This is a genomic window from Pseudomonas sp. Pdm06 (assembly GCF_014851795.1).
GTDB lineage: Bacteria > Pseudomonadota > Gammaproteobacteria > Pseudomonadales > Pseudomonadaceae > Aquipseudomonas > Aquipseudomonas fluorescens_AA.
The window spans coordinates 495,085-511,104 of sequence record NZ_JACVAH010000002.1 but is presented as its reverse complement, the minus strand read 5'-3'; the positions used below and the strand labels follow the sequence as shown (position 1 = coordinate 511,104).

Below are 16,020 nucleotides of genomic sequence, written 5' to 3'. Positions count from 1 at the left end.
TGGTGGAGGAAATGTACGTGAGTTCCGAGTCCAGATCGTCCTCCCGACCCGAGGCCGGGCGTTATCGCCAGGTGTCGATTGGTCATCCTGCCGTCGAAGTCCGGGAAGAGCGCGGCATTTTGCACATGCGCTCCCTGGAACCCCTGGCCCCGTTGCCGGCGCGTTTGCTCGAGCGCCTGGTGCACTGGGCCGAGGTGCGCCCGCAGCAGACGTTTATCGCGGCCCGTGAAGCGGGCGGTGACTGGCGTCGGGTCAGCTATGCGCAGATGCTCGACAGTGTCCGGGCCATCGCCCAAAGCCTGCTCAGTTACGGTTTGTCAGCGGAAAAACCCTTGGCGCTGCTCTCCGGCAACGACATCGAACACCTGCAAATGGCCCTCGGCGCGATGTACGCCGGCATTCCCTATTGCCCGGTGTCGCCGGCTTATTCATTGCTGTCCCAGGATTTCGCCAAGCTGCGCCATGTCTGCGATCTGTTGCAGCCGGGGTTAGTGTTTGTCAGCGAAGCCGCCCCGTTCGAACGAGCGATCAATACCGTATTGCCGGCGAACGTTCCCTTGGTCACGGTGCGTGGCGAGATGGCGGGCCGCTCCAGGACAAGCTTCGCCAGCCTGTTGGCCCAACCCGGCGGCGCGGAGGCCGAGCAGGCGTTCGCCGCCACCGGCCCGGACAGCATCGCCAAGTTCCTGTTCACCTCGGGCTCCACCAAGCTGCCCAAGGCCGTGATCACCACCCAGCGTATGTTGTGCGCCAATCAGCAGATGCTGCTGCAAACCTTTCCGGTGTTCGGTGAGGCGCCGCCGGTGCTGGTGGACTGGCTGCCGTGGAACCACACGTTCGGCGGCAGCCACAACGTCGGCATCGTGCTGTACAACGGCGGCACGTTCTACCTGGACGACGGCAAACCCACCGCCCAGGGCTTCGCCGAGACCCTGCGCAACCTCAAGGAAATTTCGCCCACTGCCTACCTGACCGTGCCCAAGGGTTGGGAAGAATTGGTCAGTGCCTTGGAACAGGACGGTGAATTGCGCGAGCGTTTCTTCAAGCGCATCAGCCTGTTCTTCTTTGCCGCGGCGGGCTTGTCCCAAAGTACCTGGGACCGGCTGGACAAGGTTGCCGAGCAGCATTGCGGAGAACGTATCCGCATGATGGCGGGCCTGGGCATGACCGAAGCGTCGCCGTCCTGCACCTTCACCACCGGGCCCTTGTCCATGGCCGGCTACATCGGTCTTCCGGCGCCGGGCTGCGAGGTCCGGTTGGTGCCGGTGGATGGCAAGTTCGAAGGGCGTTTTCGCGGGCCGCACATCATGCCTGGCTACTGGCGTTCGCCGCAGCAGACTGCCGAAGTGTTCGACGAGGACGGTTTCTATTGCTCGGGGGATGCGATCAAACTGGCCGATGCCAGCAATCCGCAACTGGGGCTGATGTTCGACGGGCGGATCGCCGAGGACTTCAAATTGTCTTCCGGTGTCTTCGTCAGCGTCGGGCCGTTGCGTAACCGGGCGGTGCTGGAAGGCACACCCTACGTCCAGGACCTGGTGATCACCGCCCCGGATCGCGAGTGCCTGGGTGCGTTGGTGTTTCCACGACTTGCTGAGTGCCGGCGCCTGTCAGGCCTGGGCGCGAACGCCAGCGACGCCCAGGTCCTCGCCAGCCCGCCGGTACGCCAATGGTTCGCCGACTGGCTGCAACGCCTGAACCGCGAAGCCAGCGGCAACGCCAGTCGCGTGGAGTGGATAGCCTTGCTCGATGAACCGGCGTCCATCGACCGTGGTGAAATCACCGACAAGGGTTCGATCAACCAACGGGCGGTGTTGCAGTGGCGGGCGGGGAAGGTGGAGGCGTTGTACCGCGGGGAGGATACGTCGATCCTGCGGGCGGGATCCGCCGCTTAAGGCAATCACAAGTCCCTGTGGGAGCGAGCTCGCTCGCGATGGCGGTGGTTCAGCAGCAGAGATGTTGCCTTATACACCGTCATCGCGAGCAGGTTCGCTCCCACATCAGGTCCGGGGGCTGGTTGCTATTGTTTAACGCCGTCCCAGCAGCAAACCCACCACCAGCCCGAACCCCGCGGAAATCGCCACGGTCTGCCAGGGGTGGCCGCCAATATAGACCTCAGTGGCATCGACCATGGGACGGGTACGCTCCCGGGCGCTGGTGACCGAGTCGAGCGCCTGTTGCAGTTTCTGGGCTATCTGGCCTCGCAGGTCTTCGGCCTCTTCGCCCACCAGCGAGGCACTGCTTTTGAGCAGCTTTTCCGATTCTTCAATCAGCGCCGTCAATTCGCTGAAGGCTTGATCCTTGATTTGCTCTCCGTTCGCTTGCACGGTGCCTTTACGGGCCATGGAAGTACTCCTTGTGTGGATGATGGCATTGAACAATGGAGTGCCGCGCCGGTTAAAAAGTTGCAGCGCTCGGCCTTGGCAGGGCAATCCATCGCAAATCGTGGTTAAGACGTTTCCCAGCAAGGTGTAAGATGGCGCCTATTTACGCAACAGGTAATTCCCATGAGCTTCAATCTGGCTGACAAGCCCCTGGCCGAGCGCGCCGCGCTGGAAGACGAAAAATCCCGACTCTTTGAACTGTGGCAAAACAACCTGGGCAAGGCCAAGGGCGATGCCGCCCGCCTGTTCGGCGAGCGCTCCAAGCGCAAGGGCAAGTGGGCCGAGTGGGTGCGTGCCGAACTGGACGGCATGTCGCCGCCGGAATACGCCAACATGGTGCGCAGTGAAGTCAATCGACTGATGGCCGCCAACAAGTAAACCTCAAGTAAACGTCGCGCTAATGGCCTCGCGCACCTTGAGCATTGCCGGATCCATTTGCGTGTGGGTCCGCCAGCCCAGTTCGATGGGGTAGCGGGGCAAGGCCAGGGGGCAGGGCAGCAAGGCCAGGCCGCTGAGGTCGGCGATGGCCCGGGCGGCATGGGCCGGAATCGTCGCTACGGCCTGGCTGCCCTTGAGCAGGAATGGCAGTGCTGCAAAGTGGGTGGTCGAGGCACAGACTCGCCGACTCAGGCCAAGCCCGGCCAATCCTTCGTCGGTGATGCCGATGAAGCCCCCCGAAGACACCAGCAGATGCTCGCGGGCCACGAACGCCTCCAGGCTGAGGGATTGTTGGCCGTGCGTCAGGCTCGCCGCGTCCAACAGGCAGGCGTAATCGCCTTCACCCAGTACCTGGCGGCTGAGCAACCGCTGCGCGAAGCCACCCGCCGTGATCGCCAGGTCGAGATCGCGCTCCATCAAGGCCCGGCCGACGATCTGGCTGTGGGTCTGACGGAAAATCAAGCGCAGGCCCGGCGCACGTCGGGCCACTTCGTCGATCAGGCGCCGCCCATGGGCAATCTCGAAATCATCCGACAGGCCGACGATGACCGAGCGGCCGTCATAGTGGCTGGCATCAGGGTCGACCATCGCCAGGCTCTGGCGACATTTGTCCAGGGCTTCGCTGATCACCGGTTTCAGCTGGTTGGCCCGCAGCGTCGGCGCCAGACCCCGGCCCGTGCGCACGAATAATTGATCGTCATACAACCCGCGGAGCCTGCGCAATGCGGCGCTGATGGCCGACTGGGTCACGCCCAGGCGCACGGCGGCGCGGCTGGCGCTGGATTCGTCATGCAGGGCTTCGAAAGTCTTGAGCAGATTGAGGTCGATGTCGGCGATATTCATGAGGCTCATATCATTTAGCAGCATTCAGGGCTTTATTCATGATCGGCCGCTCCTTGAGAATCAGCAACACCTGATGACCAAGGAGTTGAAAACCATGCCCAAATCCATTGTGGCTGCCCTGCAGATCGGTTCGTTGCCTGGTGGCAAGGGCGAGACCCTGGCGCAGATCCTTTCCTACGAAGACGCCATTCGCCAGGCCGGCGCACGCCTGGTGGTGATGCCTGAAGCGTTGCTCGGTGGCTATCCCAAGGGTGAGGGGTTCGGGACGCAACTGGGTTACCGGCTGCCGGAGGGGCGTGAAGCGTTCGCCCGCTATTTTGCCAATGCCATTGATGTGCCCGGCGTGGAAACCGAAGCGCTGGCCGGGCTGTCGGCGCGTACGGGGGCGAGCCTGGTGCTGGGCGTCATCGAGCGTGTCGGCAGCACCCTCTACTGCACTGCGCTGTATTTCGAGCCCGATGCGGGCCTGGTGGCCCGGCACCGCAAGTTGATGCCCACCGGTACCGAACGGCTGATCTGGGGCAAAGGCGATGGTTCGACCTTGCCGGTGATCGACAGCCAGGTTGGCCGGGTCGGCGCGGCGGTGTGCTGGGAAAACATGATGCCGCTGTTGCGCACTGCGATGTACGCCAAGGGGGTGGAGGTCTGGTGTGCGCCCACGGTGGATGAGCGGGAGATGTGGCAGGTGACCATGCGGCATATCGCCCACGAAGGGCGTTGTTTTGTGGTCAGTGCCTGTCAGGTCCAGGCCTCGCCGCAGGCGCTGGGTATCGACGTCGCGCACTGGCCGGCCGAGCGGCCGCTGATTGCCGGTGGCAGCGTGATTGTCGGGCCCATGGGCGATGTGCTCGCCGGGCCACTGAAAGACACTGCCGGGCTACTGACCGCCGAAATCGACACCGATGACCTGGTGCGGGCGCGCTACGACTATGACGTGGTCGGGCACTACGCCAGGCCGGACGTGTTCGAACTGGTGGTGGACGAGCGCGCCAAGCCTGGCGTGCGCTTCACGGCGTGATTCACCACGTCGCCGCGGAGCCCGGCAATTCGAGGGTCCCGCGGTCGACGAAGCGCATGGTGCCGAACACGCCGCCGGCGAGTTTGCCCTTGAGCACGTAGGGCAGGTTGTCCAGGCTTTGGGTCTGGCTCAGGCCCAGGGTCTGGCGCAGCACGGAAAACGCCGAAATGCTCACCGGGACGCTCAGGATCGCTTCGGAAAAGCGCGGGATCGAGCCGGTCTGGTCACTGACCCCTGTCGCCAGCGTACGGCCATTGACCTCCAGGTCCAGCGCCACGCCGTTGTAGTCGATGGCGGTTTCGTTGGGGTTCTGCACCCGCAGTTTCACGGCGAAGCGTACCTCCAGGCCCTGGTTGGGCAACGGTTCGATACCGACCACATTGATGTTCAGCGGGTCACGGTTCGGGAAGAGGGCGCAGGCGCTGAGGCTGAGCAGGATCAGGAATACGGAAAGGCCGAGGATTCTGCGCATGGATTGACTCTCAAAGAATGAAAAAACCGGAAGCGATTGAGCACGATACCCCACAGGTGCCCCACGGCAACCAACGAACCCTTGGATAGGGCGATTTTGTGGCGAGGGAGCTTGCTCCCGCTCGGTTGCACAGCAACCGCAGAAGCTTGGGGCCGCTACGCAGCCCAGCGGGAGCAAGCTCCCTCGCCACAAAAGCCCATGCCACAGCGATTGGATAGTAAGGGGGCTCCTGACAGTTTCTGACACCAGCCTCTGCTAATCTGCGTCATCTTTTTCTTTGCGGACAGTCCATCGTGTCGCGTACCACTCGGCTGCTCACTTTGCTGCAAGTCTTGCGGGGCAAGCGTTGCCCGGTCACCGCTGCGACGTTGGCGGGTGAATTGAATGTATCCGAGCGCACCTTGTACCGCGACATTGCCGAACTCACGGCCCTCGGTGCGCCGATCCAGGGCGAGGCGGGCATTGGCTATGTATTGCGCAGCGGCCTGTTCCTGCCGCCACTGATGTTCACCGCCGATGAAATCGAAGCCATTGTGCTGGGCTTGCGCTACGTGGATCAGCGCGCCGACGAGGTGCTGGGCAAGGCGGCCGCCGACGCCCTGGCGAAGGTCGCCGCAGTGCTGGCCCCGGATGTGCGGGATGCGTTGCGCAACCCTACGGTACTGCCTGGCCCGCCGGGTTATGGCTATCCGCAGAACACCGTGGAGCTGAATGTCTACCGCCAGGCCATCCGTGCCCAGGCCAAGCTGCACATCGACTACGCCGACGTGAACAAGACCCCGAGCCAACGCCTGATCTGGCCGCTGGCCCTGGGCTTTTTCAACGAGGCGCGGGTGGTGGTGGCCTGGTGCGAATTGCGCGGCGCCTATCGGACCTTTCGCACCGACCGGATTGCCTCGGCCACCGAGCAGGGCGAGCGGTATCCGGGCCGGCGCAGCGATTTGTTACGGGATTGGTTTGCGTTGATGAAGTTGGACGAAACCGGGCGTTTCACTCCTGACAAAAACTGACACAACGCTGTTCTAGCATGGTGCCAGATCGATAAAACAAGGAGCCGTACCATGTCCAATCCCGTCTCTTCCCTGGCCCCGGCCATCGCCGGCTACATCGCGGCTGCCAATGCCCGTGACAGTTCGGCGGTGACGCGTTTCTTCGCCGAGGATGCCAACGTGTTCGATGAAGGCCAACACCGCGCTGGCACCCAGGCCATCGCCCAATGGATGGAAGACACCGCCCAGCGATTCCAGCCGCGGGTGGAAGTCCTCAATGTGCAGCAACGCACTGGCAAGGTGCTGGTGCAGAACCTGATCTCCGGAACATTCCCCGGCAGCCCGCTGGAGTTGCGTTATACCTTTCGGCTCGATGAGCAGGGCAAGATCAGTCGGTTGGATATCTCAATCTAAGTTCTGCAGTCGAGCTGTTTTGGCCCCGCTCGATTCGTAGGAGCTGCCGAAGGCTGCGATCTTTTGATCTTTCGCTTTCTTTCGCTTGAGATTCAAGTGTCTGGGGAAAGATCGCAGCCTCGTTGCACTCGACAGCTCCTACAACGCGCCCCGGCGGGAGCAAGCTCCCTCGCTGTCATGGCATACTCCCCACCTTCGTTTTCCGGACCCGGGCCGTATGACTTTCGACTCCCCCCTGACTGCCTGGCAGCATGCCATCGAACACCACGGCTTCGTCCAGGACGAGGCCCAGGAATTGGCCATCATGGCGCTGGAGCAATGCCACCAGGCGTTGCACGAAGGGCGCAAGTCGATCAAGGGCGTTTATCTCTGGGGCCCGGTGGGGCGTGGCAAGACCTGGCTGATGGACCGTTTTTATGAAAGCCTCAAGGTGCCGGCCCGCCGTCAGCACTTCCATCATTTCATGGCGTGGGTGCACCAGCGTTCGTTCCAGCTCACCGGCACGCCGGATCCTTTGCAAGCCCTGGCCCGGGAGTTGAGCGCAGAAGTACGGGTGCTGTGTTTCGACGAGCTGTTCGTCAACGACATTGGTGACGCGATCATCCTCGGGCGCTTGTTCCAGGTGATGTTCGAGCTGGGCATGGTGATGGTGAGCACCTCCAACCTGCCACCGGAAGAACTCTATGCCAACGGCCACAACCGTGAGCGTTTCCTGCCGACCATCACCGCGATCAAGCAGCACATGCAGATCGTGCCGGTGAACGGCTGGCAAGACCATCGCCAGCACCCAGGCCAATTGCAGCAGCGTTATTGGCTGCGCGATCCCGGGCAGCCCGATCCGCTGGGCGATGTCTTCAACCTGTTGACCGCTGGGCAGGTGTCGAGCCGCACGCCGATTGATGTGGGCCATCGCCTGCTTGAACCGGTCCAGGCCAGCGATACGGTGCTTTGGAGCCGTTACGCCGACCTGTGCGAACAACCGTTCTCGGCGCTGGATTTCATGGCGTTGTGCGACCGCTTCAGCGTCATCCTGCTCAGCGATGTGCCCTGCCTGAGCGCCGAACAGCGCGAGGGGCGCATTGCCCGTGGCACCGAGGACGGCGTTGAGCGGGTGGTGGCCGGTGACCGTGAGTTGCCGCAGTTGTCGGTCCACGACGACGGCGTGCGACGGTTCATCGCCCTGGTCGATGAATGCTACGACCGCAAGGTTCCGTTGTGCCTTTCGGCTGCGGTGCCGATGGATGAGTTGTACACCGAGGGCTATCTGCAATTCCCGTTTCGCCGTACGCTCAGTCGCCTCCAGGAAATGCAAATGCAACGTTTTGGTCAGCCAGCCTGACCTGTATCCCGCCGACGGCGTCGAGCCGCCGGTACTACCGAAGTGAGATGGAAGGTCATGGAAGAAGCCAAGGACATCCTTGTTCTGCAAGCCAGCTACACCAACCCGATCCACGCCGAAGCGATCTGTCATGTGCTCAACGGCTATGCGCAGGACCCGATGGGCGGAGGGCATCCGTTGCCGGCCGAGGTGCTGCTGCACCTGCCCGAGGAACTGGCCAAGCGGCCTCATGCCTTCAGCGTGCTGGCTTTCGTCAACGGCGAGCCGGCGGGGCTGGTCAATTGTTTCGAAGGTTTTTCAACCTTTGCCTGCCGGCCGTTGGTGAACATCCACGACGTGGCGGTCATGCCGGAGTTTCGCGGCCTCGGGTTGAGCCAGAAGATGCTGCAGAAGGTCGAGGATATTTCCCGCCAGCGCGGTTGCTGCAAGATTACCCTGGAAGTGCTCCAGGAAAATGCCGTGGCACAGGGCAGCTACGCCAAGTTCGGCTTTGCCCCCGGCATGTTCGACCCAGCCCACGGCCCTATGCAGTTCTGGATCAAGCCCCTGTAAAAGCGGGCATCCGCTCGGTTTTAGTTATTTCTGCACGACTTCGGCCAGTGGCGCCTTGGGCTGCATCAGGCTGAAGTCGATCAGGGCCTTGCGTGGAGTTTGATACGGGTTGCCGATCAGCAACGGACGGGCCTTGAAGTCGTCGCTGACCAGGCTCTTGCTGCGGTCCAGTTCGTCAAAACTCAAGCCGGCCAGGTCCGCCCAGGTGTGGATCAGGTGTGAACTGCTGTAGGGCCGTGACAGGTCGCCGGCAAAGTTCCAGTCATGGTTTTCGCGCCACTTGGGCGAAGCCCAGGCCATGAAAGGAATGGTGTACATCGGTGCGGTCGGTTTGCCTTCGTTACGGCCCAACGTACCGTGACCCGGCGAGTCGAACACGTCTTCGCCGTGGTCCGAGAGGTACAGCAGGAAGCCGTTGGGATCGGTCTTGGCGTAATCCTTGATCAGGCTGGACACGACAAAGTCGTTGTACAGCACTGCGTTATCGTAGCTGTTGTAGGTCGGGACCTGATCATCACGCAGGCCCGCTGGTACGCCCTGGCGGTCAGTGAATTTGTTGAACGTCGGCGGATACCGGTACTGATAGCTCATGTGGGTGCCGAGCAGGTGCACCACGATCAGCTTGCGCGGGGCGCTGTCGCCCAGGGCCTTGTTGAACGGCTCGATCACATCGCCGTCGTATTGCGCGGCATTCTGGTTGCGGTTGTTGTTCAGGTATACCTGTTCGTCGGCCTGTTGGGAGAAGGTCGTGAGCATGGTGTTGCGCTTGGTCATGGTCTGCTGGTTGGTGATCCAGAAGGTCTTGTAGCCGGCCTGCTTCATCATGCTGACCAACGATGGCGTACTCAGGTACAGGTCTGGATTCTCCTCGTCGGCGAACGTCAGCACCTGTTGCAGCGCTTCGATGGTGTAGGGGCGCGGGGTGATGACATTGTCGAACACCGAAAGCTGGTCCTTGAGCTTGTCCAGCTCCGGCGTGGTTTCCCGCGGGTAACCGTACAGGCTCATGCGCTGGCGGTTGGTGGATTCGCCGATCACCAGCACCAGGGTGGCCGGCTGTTCTGCGGTGGCATCCTTGAGATTGCTCAGAGGCGCAATCTTGCTGGCGCTGTGGAGCATGCCTTGCATGTTTTCCAGCTGTTCACCGTAGCGACGATAGGCCACCAGCATCTGCCACGGCACGGCCGGCTCGATGCGATCTTCGAACTTCTCCAGGCCACCGGCGAAACTGCCGGTGCGCAGGGTCTGCTTGACCAGCGGGTAACCGACCACCGCGAGCACGATGACCGCGGCTGCCGCCAAGGCTTGTCCCCGGGGCAGATACACCGGACGCAGGCGGGTCCAGAGCCAATAGCCAACAGCGGTGTGGGCCAGGAACGCCGCCACCATCCACCAGGCAAAATATTGGGTCAGGTACTCGCCGGCTTCAGACACGTTCGATTCGAACATGATGAAAATGACGCTCTGGGAAAATTCCTGCTGATAAATGAAGAAGTAGCCCAGGCTGGCCATGGAGCAAGCCCACAACACCACGCCGATCAATGCCGCGAACAAGCGTGTACGGGCGGGGAAGAGCAGCAGGGGTGCCAGCCACACCGCACTCATCACGAACGCTTGGCGAAAGCCGGTGAAACCGGAGGTGTCGCTCAGCAGGATGAGCAGTTGGGTGATACCCGAGAAATACCAGAAGAACAGAAACAGCCAGCCGAGTCCGGCCCAGTCGAAACCTTTCGCAGTCGTTTTGCTGCGTTTGAACAAGCTCATCAAGCGCTCCAGCCTTATATCGACGAAGCTGCCGGCACCGGATTGGTGACCGCAGGCCTGCGCCGAGCAACCCTAAAGGCGGGGAGTATTACGAGGCGGTTGTGAAAACTTTGTGAGTTTTTCGGATACAAAATGCACGTGAGGTGCGAATGCACCTGTGGCAAGGGGATTTGTCTCTAGGGGCGGGACCTGTGGGAGCAAGGCTTGCCCGCGATAGCCGCGCCGCGGTCGAACAGCTGAACGCGTTATCGTTCATCGCGGGCAAGCCTTGCTCCCACAGATAGAATTCTCGCCTCAAGTGGGCACGGCAGGACTTGCATGGAAGTGACACTGTTTGACCAGCGTCACTTCTTCGACTGTGCCTCTGGAGCGGTTACCGAGCCAAGGACTGGCTCTGGTGGGACAGCTGTGCGTGTTGCAGCTGCATGCGCAACTGCGTCACTTCATCGAGCAGTAGATCGCGTTCTTCCTTGAGTAGGCGCAATTCATCGCGACGAATGGTCACATAAAGGGTTTGGGGAGGACGTGTGGTAACGACAGGGCCCATTGCTCACCTCGCAAATGGCGTACATCAACTATAGAGATGTCGCCATGATTTGGTCGACACCTCTACTATCGGCGCCGATTCTGATTTCTTTTGCTTGTGATTGGAACTTTTTTATTTTTCATGGTCGTTGTGTCTTCGGCCGGATCTTGAACGTTATCCCTTGTGGTCGCTCGAATTACCCGGAAACTATGCAGCAATGCTCTGGACTAACCTCCATTAGTCGATAGTGTTAAATCTTTGACACACCTTTATTTGTAGTAGGGAGCATCAGCACATGCAACTCGGGATCATTGGACTGGGCCGCATGGGCGGCAATATTGCGCGGCGCCTGATGCTCAATGGGCACGCCACCGTCGTCTATGACCGCAATGCCGCTTTTGTCGAAAACCTGCGCCAGGAAGGCGCCACGGGCGTCGCAGACCTGCCGGCGCTGGTCGCCGGCCTGGAAAAGCCACGGGCGGTCTGGGTCATGCTGCCGGCCGGAGCACCCACCGAAGACACCATCAACGTCCTCAGCGAACTGCTCGAGCCGGGCGACGTGATCATTGATGGCGGTAACACGTATTACAAGGACGACATCCGTCGCGCCCAGGCCCTGTCGGAAAAAGGCCTGAGCTACATCGATGTCGGCACCTCCGGTGGTGTTTGGGGCCTGGAGCGCGGTTACTGCATGATGATTGGCGGCGAGGCCGAGGTGGTGAAGCGCCTGGACCCGCTGTTCGACAGCCTGGCGCCGGGCATGGGCGATATCCCGCGCACCCGTGACCGCAAATCCGACGATGACCGTGCCGAGCGTGGCTACATTCACGCGGGCCCGGCGGGTTCGGGGCACTTCGTGAAGATGATCCACAACGGCATTGAATACGGCATGATGCAGGCCTTCGCCGAGGGCTTCGACATCCTCAAGACCAAATCCAGCGAAAGCCTGCCACCGGAGCAGCGTTTCGACCTGAACGTGGCCGATATCGCCGAAGTCTGGCGTCGCGGCAGCGTGGTGTCGTCCTGGTTGCTGGACTTGACCGCCGACGCGTTGGCCAGCGATCCGAAACTGGACGGCTTTTCCGGTGAAGTCGCCGACAGTGGGGAAGGGCGCTGGACCATCGAGGCCGCCATCGAGCAAGCAGTGCCGGTTCCGGTCCTGTCCAGCTCGCTGTTCGCCCGTTTCCGCTCGCGCCAGCAAAGTACCTACGGCGACAAAATGCTCTCGGCCATGCGCTTCGGCTTTGGCGGCCACGTGGAGACGCCGAAGAAATGACCTCGATCGCCAGCAAATCCAAGGCAGAACCCGCGCCGCCGACCACGTTGTTCCTGTTCGGCGCCCATGGCGATCTGGTCAAGCGCCTGCTCATGCCGGCGCTTTACCACCTCAGTCGCGACGGTCTGCTGGACGATGGGCTGCGCATCGTCGGGGTTGACCACAACGCCATCAGCGATGTGGATTTTGCCAAGAAACTCGAAGATTTCATCCGTAACGAAGCGGCGAGCAAGGGCGGTGATGCCGACCGCGCGCTCGACCCGGCGCTGTGGGCCAAGCTGGCCCAGGGCATCAGCTACGTCCAGGGTGACTTCCTCGATGACGACACCTACCAGGCGCTGGCGGCGAAAATCGCCGCCAGCGGCACCGGCAACGCGGTCTTCTACCTGGCGACCGCGCCGCGCTTTTTCAGTGAAGTGGTCGCCCGCCTCGGTGCGGCCGGGCTGCTTCAGGAGCAGGAGGGGGCTTTCCGGCGCGTGGTGATCGAAAAACCGTTCGGTTCCGACCTGCAAACCGCCGAAGCGCTGAACGCCTGCCTGCTCAAGGTCATGAGCGAGAAACAGATCTATCGCATCGACCATTACCTGGGCAAGGAGACGGTGCAGAACATTCTGGTCAGCCGTTTTTCCAACAGCCTGTTCGAGGCGTTCTGGAACAACCACTACATCGACCACGTACAAATCACCGCCGCCGAAACCGTCGGCGTGGAAACCCGTGGCAGTTTTTATGAACACACCGGCGCCCTGCGGGACATGGTGCCCAACCATCTGTTCCAACTGCTGGCGATGGTGGCCATGGAGCCGCCAGCGGCGTTTGGGGCCGACGCCGTACGTGGGGAAAAGGCCAAGGTCGTCGGGGCGATCCGGCCCTGGTCGGTGGAACAGGCCCGCGCCAACTCGATCCGCGGCCAGTACACCGCCGGTGAAGTCGCTGGCAAGGCGGTGACCGGTTATCGCCAGGAAGCCAACGTCGCCGCCGACAGCAACACCGAGACGTACGTGGCCCTCAAGGTCATGATCGATAACTGGCGTTGGGTGGGCGTGCCGTTCTACCTGCGCACCGGCAAGCGCATGAGCGTGCGGGACACGGAGATCGTCATCTGCTTCAAGCCGGCGCCTTACGCGCAGTTTCGCGACACTGAAGTCGACGAACTGCAACCCACGTACCTGAGAATCCAGATTCAGCCCAATGAAGGCATGTGGTTCGACCTGCTGGCCAAGCGGCCGGGGCCGGCGCTGGACATGGCCAATATCGAATTGGGCTTTGCCTATAAGGACTTCTTCGAAATGCAGCCGTCCACGGGTTACGAAACCCTGATCTACGATTGCCTGACCGGTGACCAGACCCTGTTCCAGCGCGCCGACAACATCGAAAACGGCTGGCGTGCCGTGCAGCCGTTCCTCGATGCCTGGCAGCAGGACGCAACGGTCCAGCCCTACAAGGCCGGTGAAGATGGCCCGGCGGCCGCCGACGACTTGCTGACCCGCGACAATCGCGTCTGGCATGGCCTGGGATGAGTGATCTGGTGAAGCGCCCCATCCGGTTTTTACTCAGCGACATGGACGGCACACTGCTGCTGCCTGATCACAGTCTCAACCAGCGCACCATCGCCGCGGTTCGCGCATTGCGTGAGGCCGGTGTGCTGTTCAGCCTCGCCACCGGGCGGCCGCCGCGGGCCATGCTGCAGCAGATCGAGGCCCTGGGCGTCGACCTGCCCACGGCGGCGTTCAATGGCGGCACGCTGGTTCATCCCGACGGCAGTTTCCTCGCTGTCCATTACCTGCCGCCGGAGGCTGCACTGGCCACACTGGCGCTGTACGCCGATCAACCGGGCATCGAAGTCTGGGTATTCGCCGATGGCGACTGGCTGGTGCGCGACGCCCACGGGCCGATGGTGCCGGTGGAGACGCGGGGCCTGGGCTACCCGCCGGTCGAAGTCGAGAGTTTCGAACCCTACCTGGAGCGGATCGACAAAATCGTCGCCACCAGCGCCAACACCGACCTGCTGGTGGAGCTGGAGGCTCGGCTGCATCCGCTGCTCAAGGGCCAGGCCCAGGTGTCGCGTTCGCAACCGATCTACCTGGATGTGACGGCGATGAAGGCGAACAAAGGGGAAGCGCTGTCGACCCTGGCCGCCTTCCTCGACGTGCCGCTGGAGCAGACCGCGGCCATGGGCGACGGTGGCAACGACCCGGCGATGTTTCACCGGGCGGGATTGTCGATTGCCATGGGCCAGGCGGAGGAGGCGATCAGGCGCCAGGCGGATGTGGTGACCGCCGCCGTGACCGAAGACGGCGCAGCCCTGGCGATCGAGCGGTACATCCTGCCGCGATAGACCGCCCAAGTCTCTGTGGGAGCGAGCTTGCTCGCGATAGCGGTCTGTCATTCAACATGAATGCTGGCTGAAACCTCATCGCGAGCAAGCTCGCTCCCACAAGGGTTACAGCCAGTAGGTCACCGCATACCAGCCCAAACCGCCCATCACCACTGTGTAGGGCAGGGCCATCCAGACCATCCGGCCATAAGACAGGCGAATCAGCGGTGCAATCGCCGAGGTCAGCAGGAACAGGAAGGCAGCCTGGCCGTTCGGTGTCGCGACGCTCGGCAGGTTGGTGCCGGTGTTGATGGCCACCGCCAGGGTCTCGAACTGTTCGCGGCTGATGTGGCCGGAGATGAAGGCCTGCTTGACCTCGGTGATGTAGATGGTCGCCACGAACACGTTGTCGCTGATGGCCGAGAGCAGGCCGTTGGCAATGAACAGCATGCCGGGCTGCTGGTCGGCGGGCAGGGCCAGGACCCACTGGATCAGCGGCGTGAACAACTGCTGGTCGTGAATGACCGCCACCACTGCAAAGAACACCACCAGCAGCGACGTGAACGGCATGGCGTCCTTGAACGCATTGCCCAGCCGATGCTCGTCGGTGATGCCGGTGAAGGCGGTAATCAAGACGATGACCATCAAGCCGATCAGGCCGACTTCGGCAATGTGCAAGGCCAGGCAGACGATCAGGATAAGCGCGGCAAGACCCTGGACGATCAGGGCTGCGCGCTGGCGTGCGGTGCGTTCGCGATTGTCCTGCTCAGCGTAATCGGCCAGCACGGCACGGACATTGTCCGGCAGCAGCGTGCCATAACCGAACCAGCGCAGCTTTTCCAGCGCCACGCAGGTCAGCAGCCCGGCAACCAGCACTGGCAGCGACACTGGAGCGACTTTCACGAAGAAATCAGCGAAATGCCAGCCCATCTCATGGCCGATCAGCAGGTTCTGCGGTTCGCCCACCAGGGTGCAGACGCCGCCCAGCGCCGTGCCGACGGCACCATGCATGAGCAGGCTGCGCAGAAATGCCCGGAACTGTTCCAGGTCGCCATGGTGCAGCGACGGCAAGTCGTGGTCTTCATCAACGCTGCTGTCCTGGCGCGGATCGTTGCCCGATGCCACGCGGTGGTACACCGAATAAAAGCCCACTGCAGCGCTGATGATCACCGCCGTGACGGTCAAGGCATCGAGGAACGCCGACAGAAATGCCGAGAGAAAGCAGAACATCAAGGCCAACAGCGCCTTGGAGCGCACACCCAGGAGCAGGCGCGAGAACAGGAACAGCAGCAGGTCCTTCATGAAGTAGATTCCGGCCACCATGAACATCAGCAGCAGGATGACCGGGAAGTTGTGCAGCAGTTCGTCGTAGAGCGCCTTGGGGGTGGTCATGCCCAACAGCAGGGCTTCGACCAGTAGCAGCCCGCCGGGCATCAGCGGGTAGCATTTGAGGGCCATGGCCAGGGTGAAGATGAACTCCACGACCAGCATCCAGCCGGCGACCACCGGGCCGAGGGTCCACAACACCACGGCATTGAGAATCAGAAAGGTGATGATGCACGCCTTGTACCAGCGCGGGGAATGCCCAAGAAAGTTGTGCGCGAAAGCTTGAGCCATCGAACCGGACATTGGCTGCTCCTTTTAATTAGAAGCGCGCAACTTGCCGTAACAAATGGGGAATATCAAGCGTA

16 protein-coding genes are annotated in these 16,020 nt (G+C 61.9%); 10 read left to right on the top strand and 6 right to left on the bottom strand.

The annotated features are described in order from the left end of the window. The first annotated feature begins 17 nt into the window (after positions 1 to 17). Positions 18 to 1,895 (top strand): feruloyl-CoA synthase, encoded by a 1,878-nt coding sequence (locus IB266_RS05390; RefSeq protein ID WP_192260458.1) that lies wholly within the window; start codon positions 18 to 20, stop codon positions 1,893 to 1,895. Positions 1,896 to 2,027: 132 nt separating this feature from the next. Here IB266_RS05390 and IB266_RS05385 read toward each other — a convergent pair whose 3' ends face one another. Continuing rightward, entirely contained in the window at positions 2,028 to 2,345 is a 318-nt protein-coding gene (locus IB266_RS05385; RefSeq protein WP_192260457.1) for a DUF883 family protein, read from the bottom strand. A gap of 162 nt (positions 2,346 to 2,507) precedes the next feature. Here IB266_RS05385 and IB266_RS05380 point away from each other — a divergent pair, with 162 nt between their 5' ends. Then, entirely contained in the window at positions 2,508 to 2,762 is a 255-nt protein-coding gene (locus tag IB266_RS05380; protein ID WP_003181187.1) for a hypothetical protein, read from the top strand. A 3-nt stretch (positions 2,763 to 2,765) separates the two neighbouring features. Here the strand turns inward: IB266_RS05380 and IB266_RS05375 are convergent, their stop codons facing one another. Further along, positions 2,766 to 3,674, bottom strand: a complete 909-nt coding sequence (locus tag IB266_RS05375; RefSeq protein ID WP_192260527.1) for a LysR family transcriptional regulator — start codon at positions 3,672 to 3,674, stop codon at positions 2,766 to 2,768. Between the two features lie 85 nt (positions 3,675 to 3,759). Here IB266_RS05375 and IB266_RS05370 point away from each other — a divergent pair, with 85 nt between their 5' ends. Beyond that, positions 3,760 to 4,683: a carbon-nitrogen hydrolase family protein gene (locus IB266_RS05370; protein WP_192260456.1), complete on the top strand. Its 924-nt coding sequence runs from the start codon at positions 3,760 to 3,762 to the stop codon at positions 4,681 to 4,683. A 1-nt stretch (position 4,684) separates the two neighbouring features. On the opposite strand, the gene IB266_RS05365 is transcribed toward IB266_RS05370, so the two are convergent. Then, positions 4,685 to 5,155, bottom strand: a complete 471-nt coding sequence (locus IB266_RS05365) for an LEA type 2 family protein (protein WP_092326336.1) — start codon at positions 5,153 to 5,155, stop codon at positions 4,685 to 4,687. A gap of 293 nt (positions 5,156 to 5,448) precedes the next feature. On the opposite strand from IB266_RS05365, the gene IB266_RS05360 reads away from it, so the two are divergent. From IB266_RS05360 to IB266_RS05345, 4 genes are all read left to right on the top strand, one after another. After that, entirely contained in the window at positions 5,449 to 6,165 is a 717-nt protein-coding gene (locus IB266_RS05360; RefSeq protein ID WP_060742566.1) for a helix-turn-helix transcriptional regulator, read from the top strand. A gap of 51 nt (positions 6,166 to 6,216) precedes the next feature. Continuing rightward, positions 6,217 to 6,558, top strand: coding sequence for a nuclear transport factor 2 family protein (locus tag IB266_RS05355; protein ID WP_192260455.1), 342 nt, complete (start codon positions 6,217 to 6,219; stop codon positions 6,556 to 6,558). 217 nt (positions 6,559 to 6,775) lie between these two features. Next, positions 6,776 to 7,897 (top strand): cell division protein ZapE, encoded by a 1,122-nt coding sequence (gene zapE / locus IB266_RS05350; protein WP_192260454.1) that lies wholly within the window; start codon positions 6,776 to 6,778, stop codon positions 7,895 to 7,897. A gap of 57 nt (positions 7,898 to 7,954) precedes the next feature. After that, on the top strand, positions 7,955 to 8,449 hold the full coding sequence (locus tag IB266_RS05345) for a GNAT family N-acetyltransferase (RefSeq protein ID WP_192260453.1): 495 nt from the start codon (positions 7,955 to 7,957) through the stop codon (positions 8,447 to 8,449). Between the two features lie 24 nt (positions 8,450 to 8,473). Here IB266_RS05345 and IB266_RS05340 read toward each other — a convergent pair whose 3' ends face one another. Continuing rightward, positions 8,474 to 10,213: a phosphoethanolamine transferase CptA gene (locus tag IB266_RS05340; protein ID WP_192260452.1), complete on the bottom strand. Its 1,740-nt coding sequence runs from the start codon at positions 10,211 to 10,213 to the stop codon at positions 8,474 to 8,476. 373 nt (positions 10,214 to 10,586) lie between these two features. Then, positions 10,587 to 10,760, bottom strand: coding sequence for a DUF6026 family protein (locus tag IB266_RS05335; protein WP_192260451.1), 174 nt, complete (start codon positions 10,758 to 10,760; stop codon positions 10,587 to 10,589). A gap of 250 nt (positions 10,761 to 11,010) precedes the next feature. Here IB266_RS05335 and gnd point away from each other — a divergent pair, with 250 nt between their 5' ends. The 3 genes from gnd to IB266_RS05320 are packed head-to-tail and all read left to right on the top strand — an operon-like array spanning position 11,011 to position 14,350. Further along, positions 11,011 to 12,015 (top strand): phosphogluconate dehydrogenase (NAD(+)-dependent, decarboxylating), encoded by a 1,005-nt coding sequence (gene gnd, locus IB266_RS05330; RefSeq protein WP_310650711.1) that lies wholly within the window; start codon positions 11,011 to 11,013, stop codon positions 12,013 to 12,015. Then, entirely contained in the window at positions 12,012 to 13,532 is a 1,521-nt protein-coding gene (gene zwf, locus IB266_RS05325) for a glucose-6-phosphate dehydrogenase (protein WP_192260449.1), read from the top strand. The genes gnd and zwf overlap by 4 nt, the downstream gene beginning before the upstream one ends. Further along, positions 13,529 to 14,350 (top strand): HAD family hydrolase, encoded by an 822-nt coding sequence (locus tag IB266_RS05320; RefSeq protein WP_192260448.1) that lies wholly within the window; start codon positions 13,529 to 13,531, stop codon positions 14,348 to 14,350. Before zwf ends, IB266_RS05320 begins: the two co-directional genes overlap by 4 nt. Before the next feature lie 105 nt (positions 14,351 to 14,455). Here IB266_RS05320 and nhaB read toward each other — a convergent pair whose 3' ends face one another. Further along, positions 14,456 to 15,958, bottom strand: a complete 1,503-nt coding sequence (nhaB, locus tag IB266_RS05315) for a sodium/proton antiporter NhaB (RefSeq protein WP_192260447.1) — start codon at positions 15,956 to 15,958, stop codon at positions 14,456 to 14,458. Positions 15,959 to 16,020 lie beyond the last annotated feature (62 nt).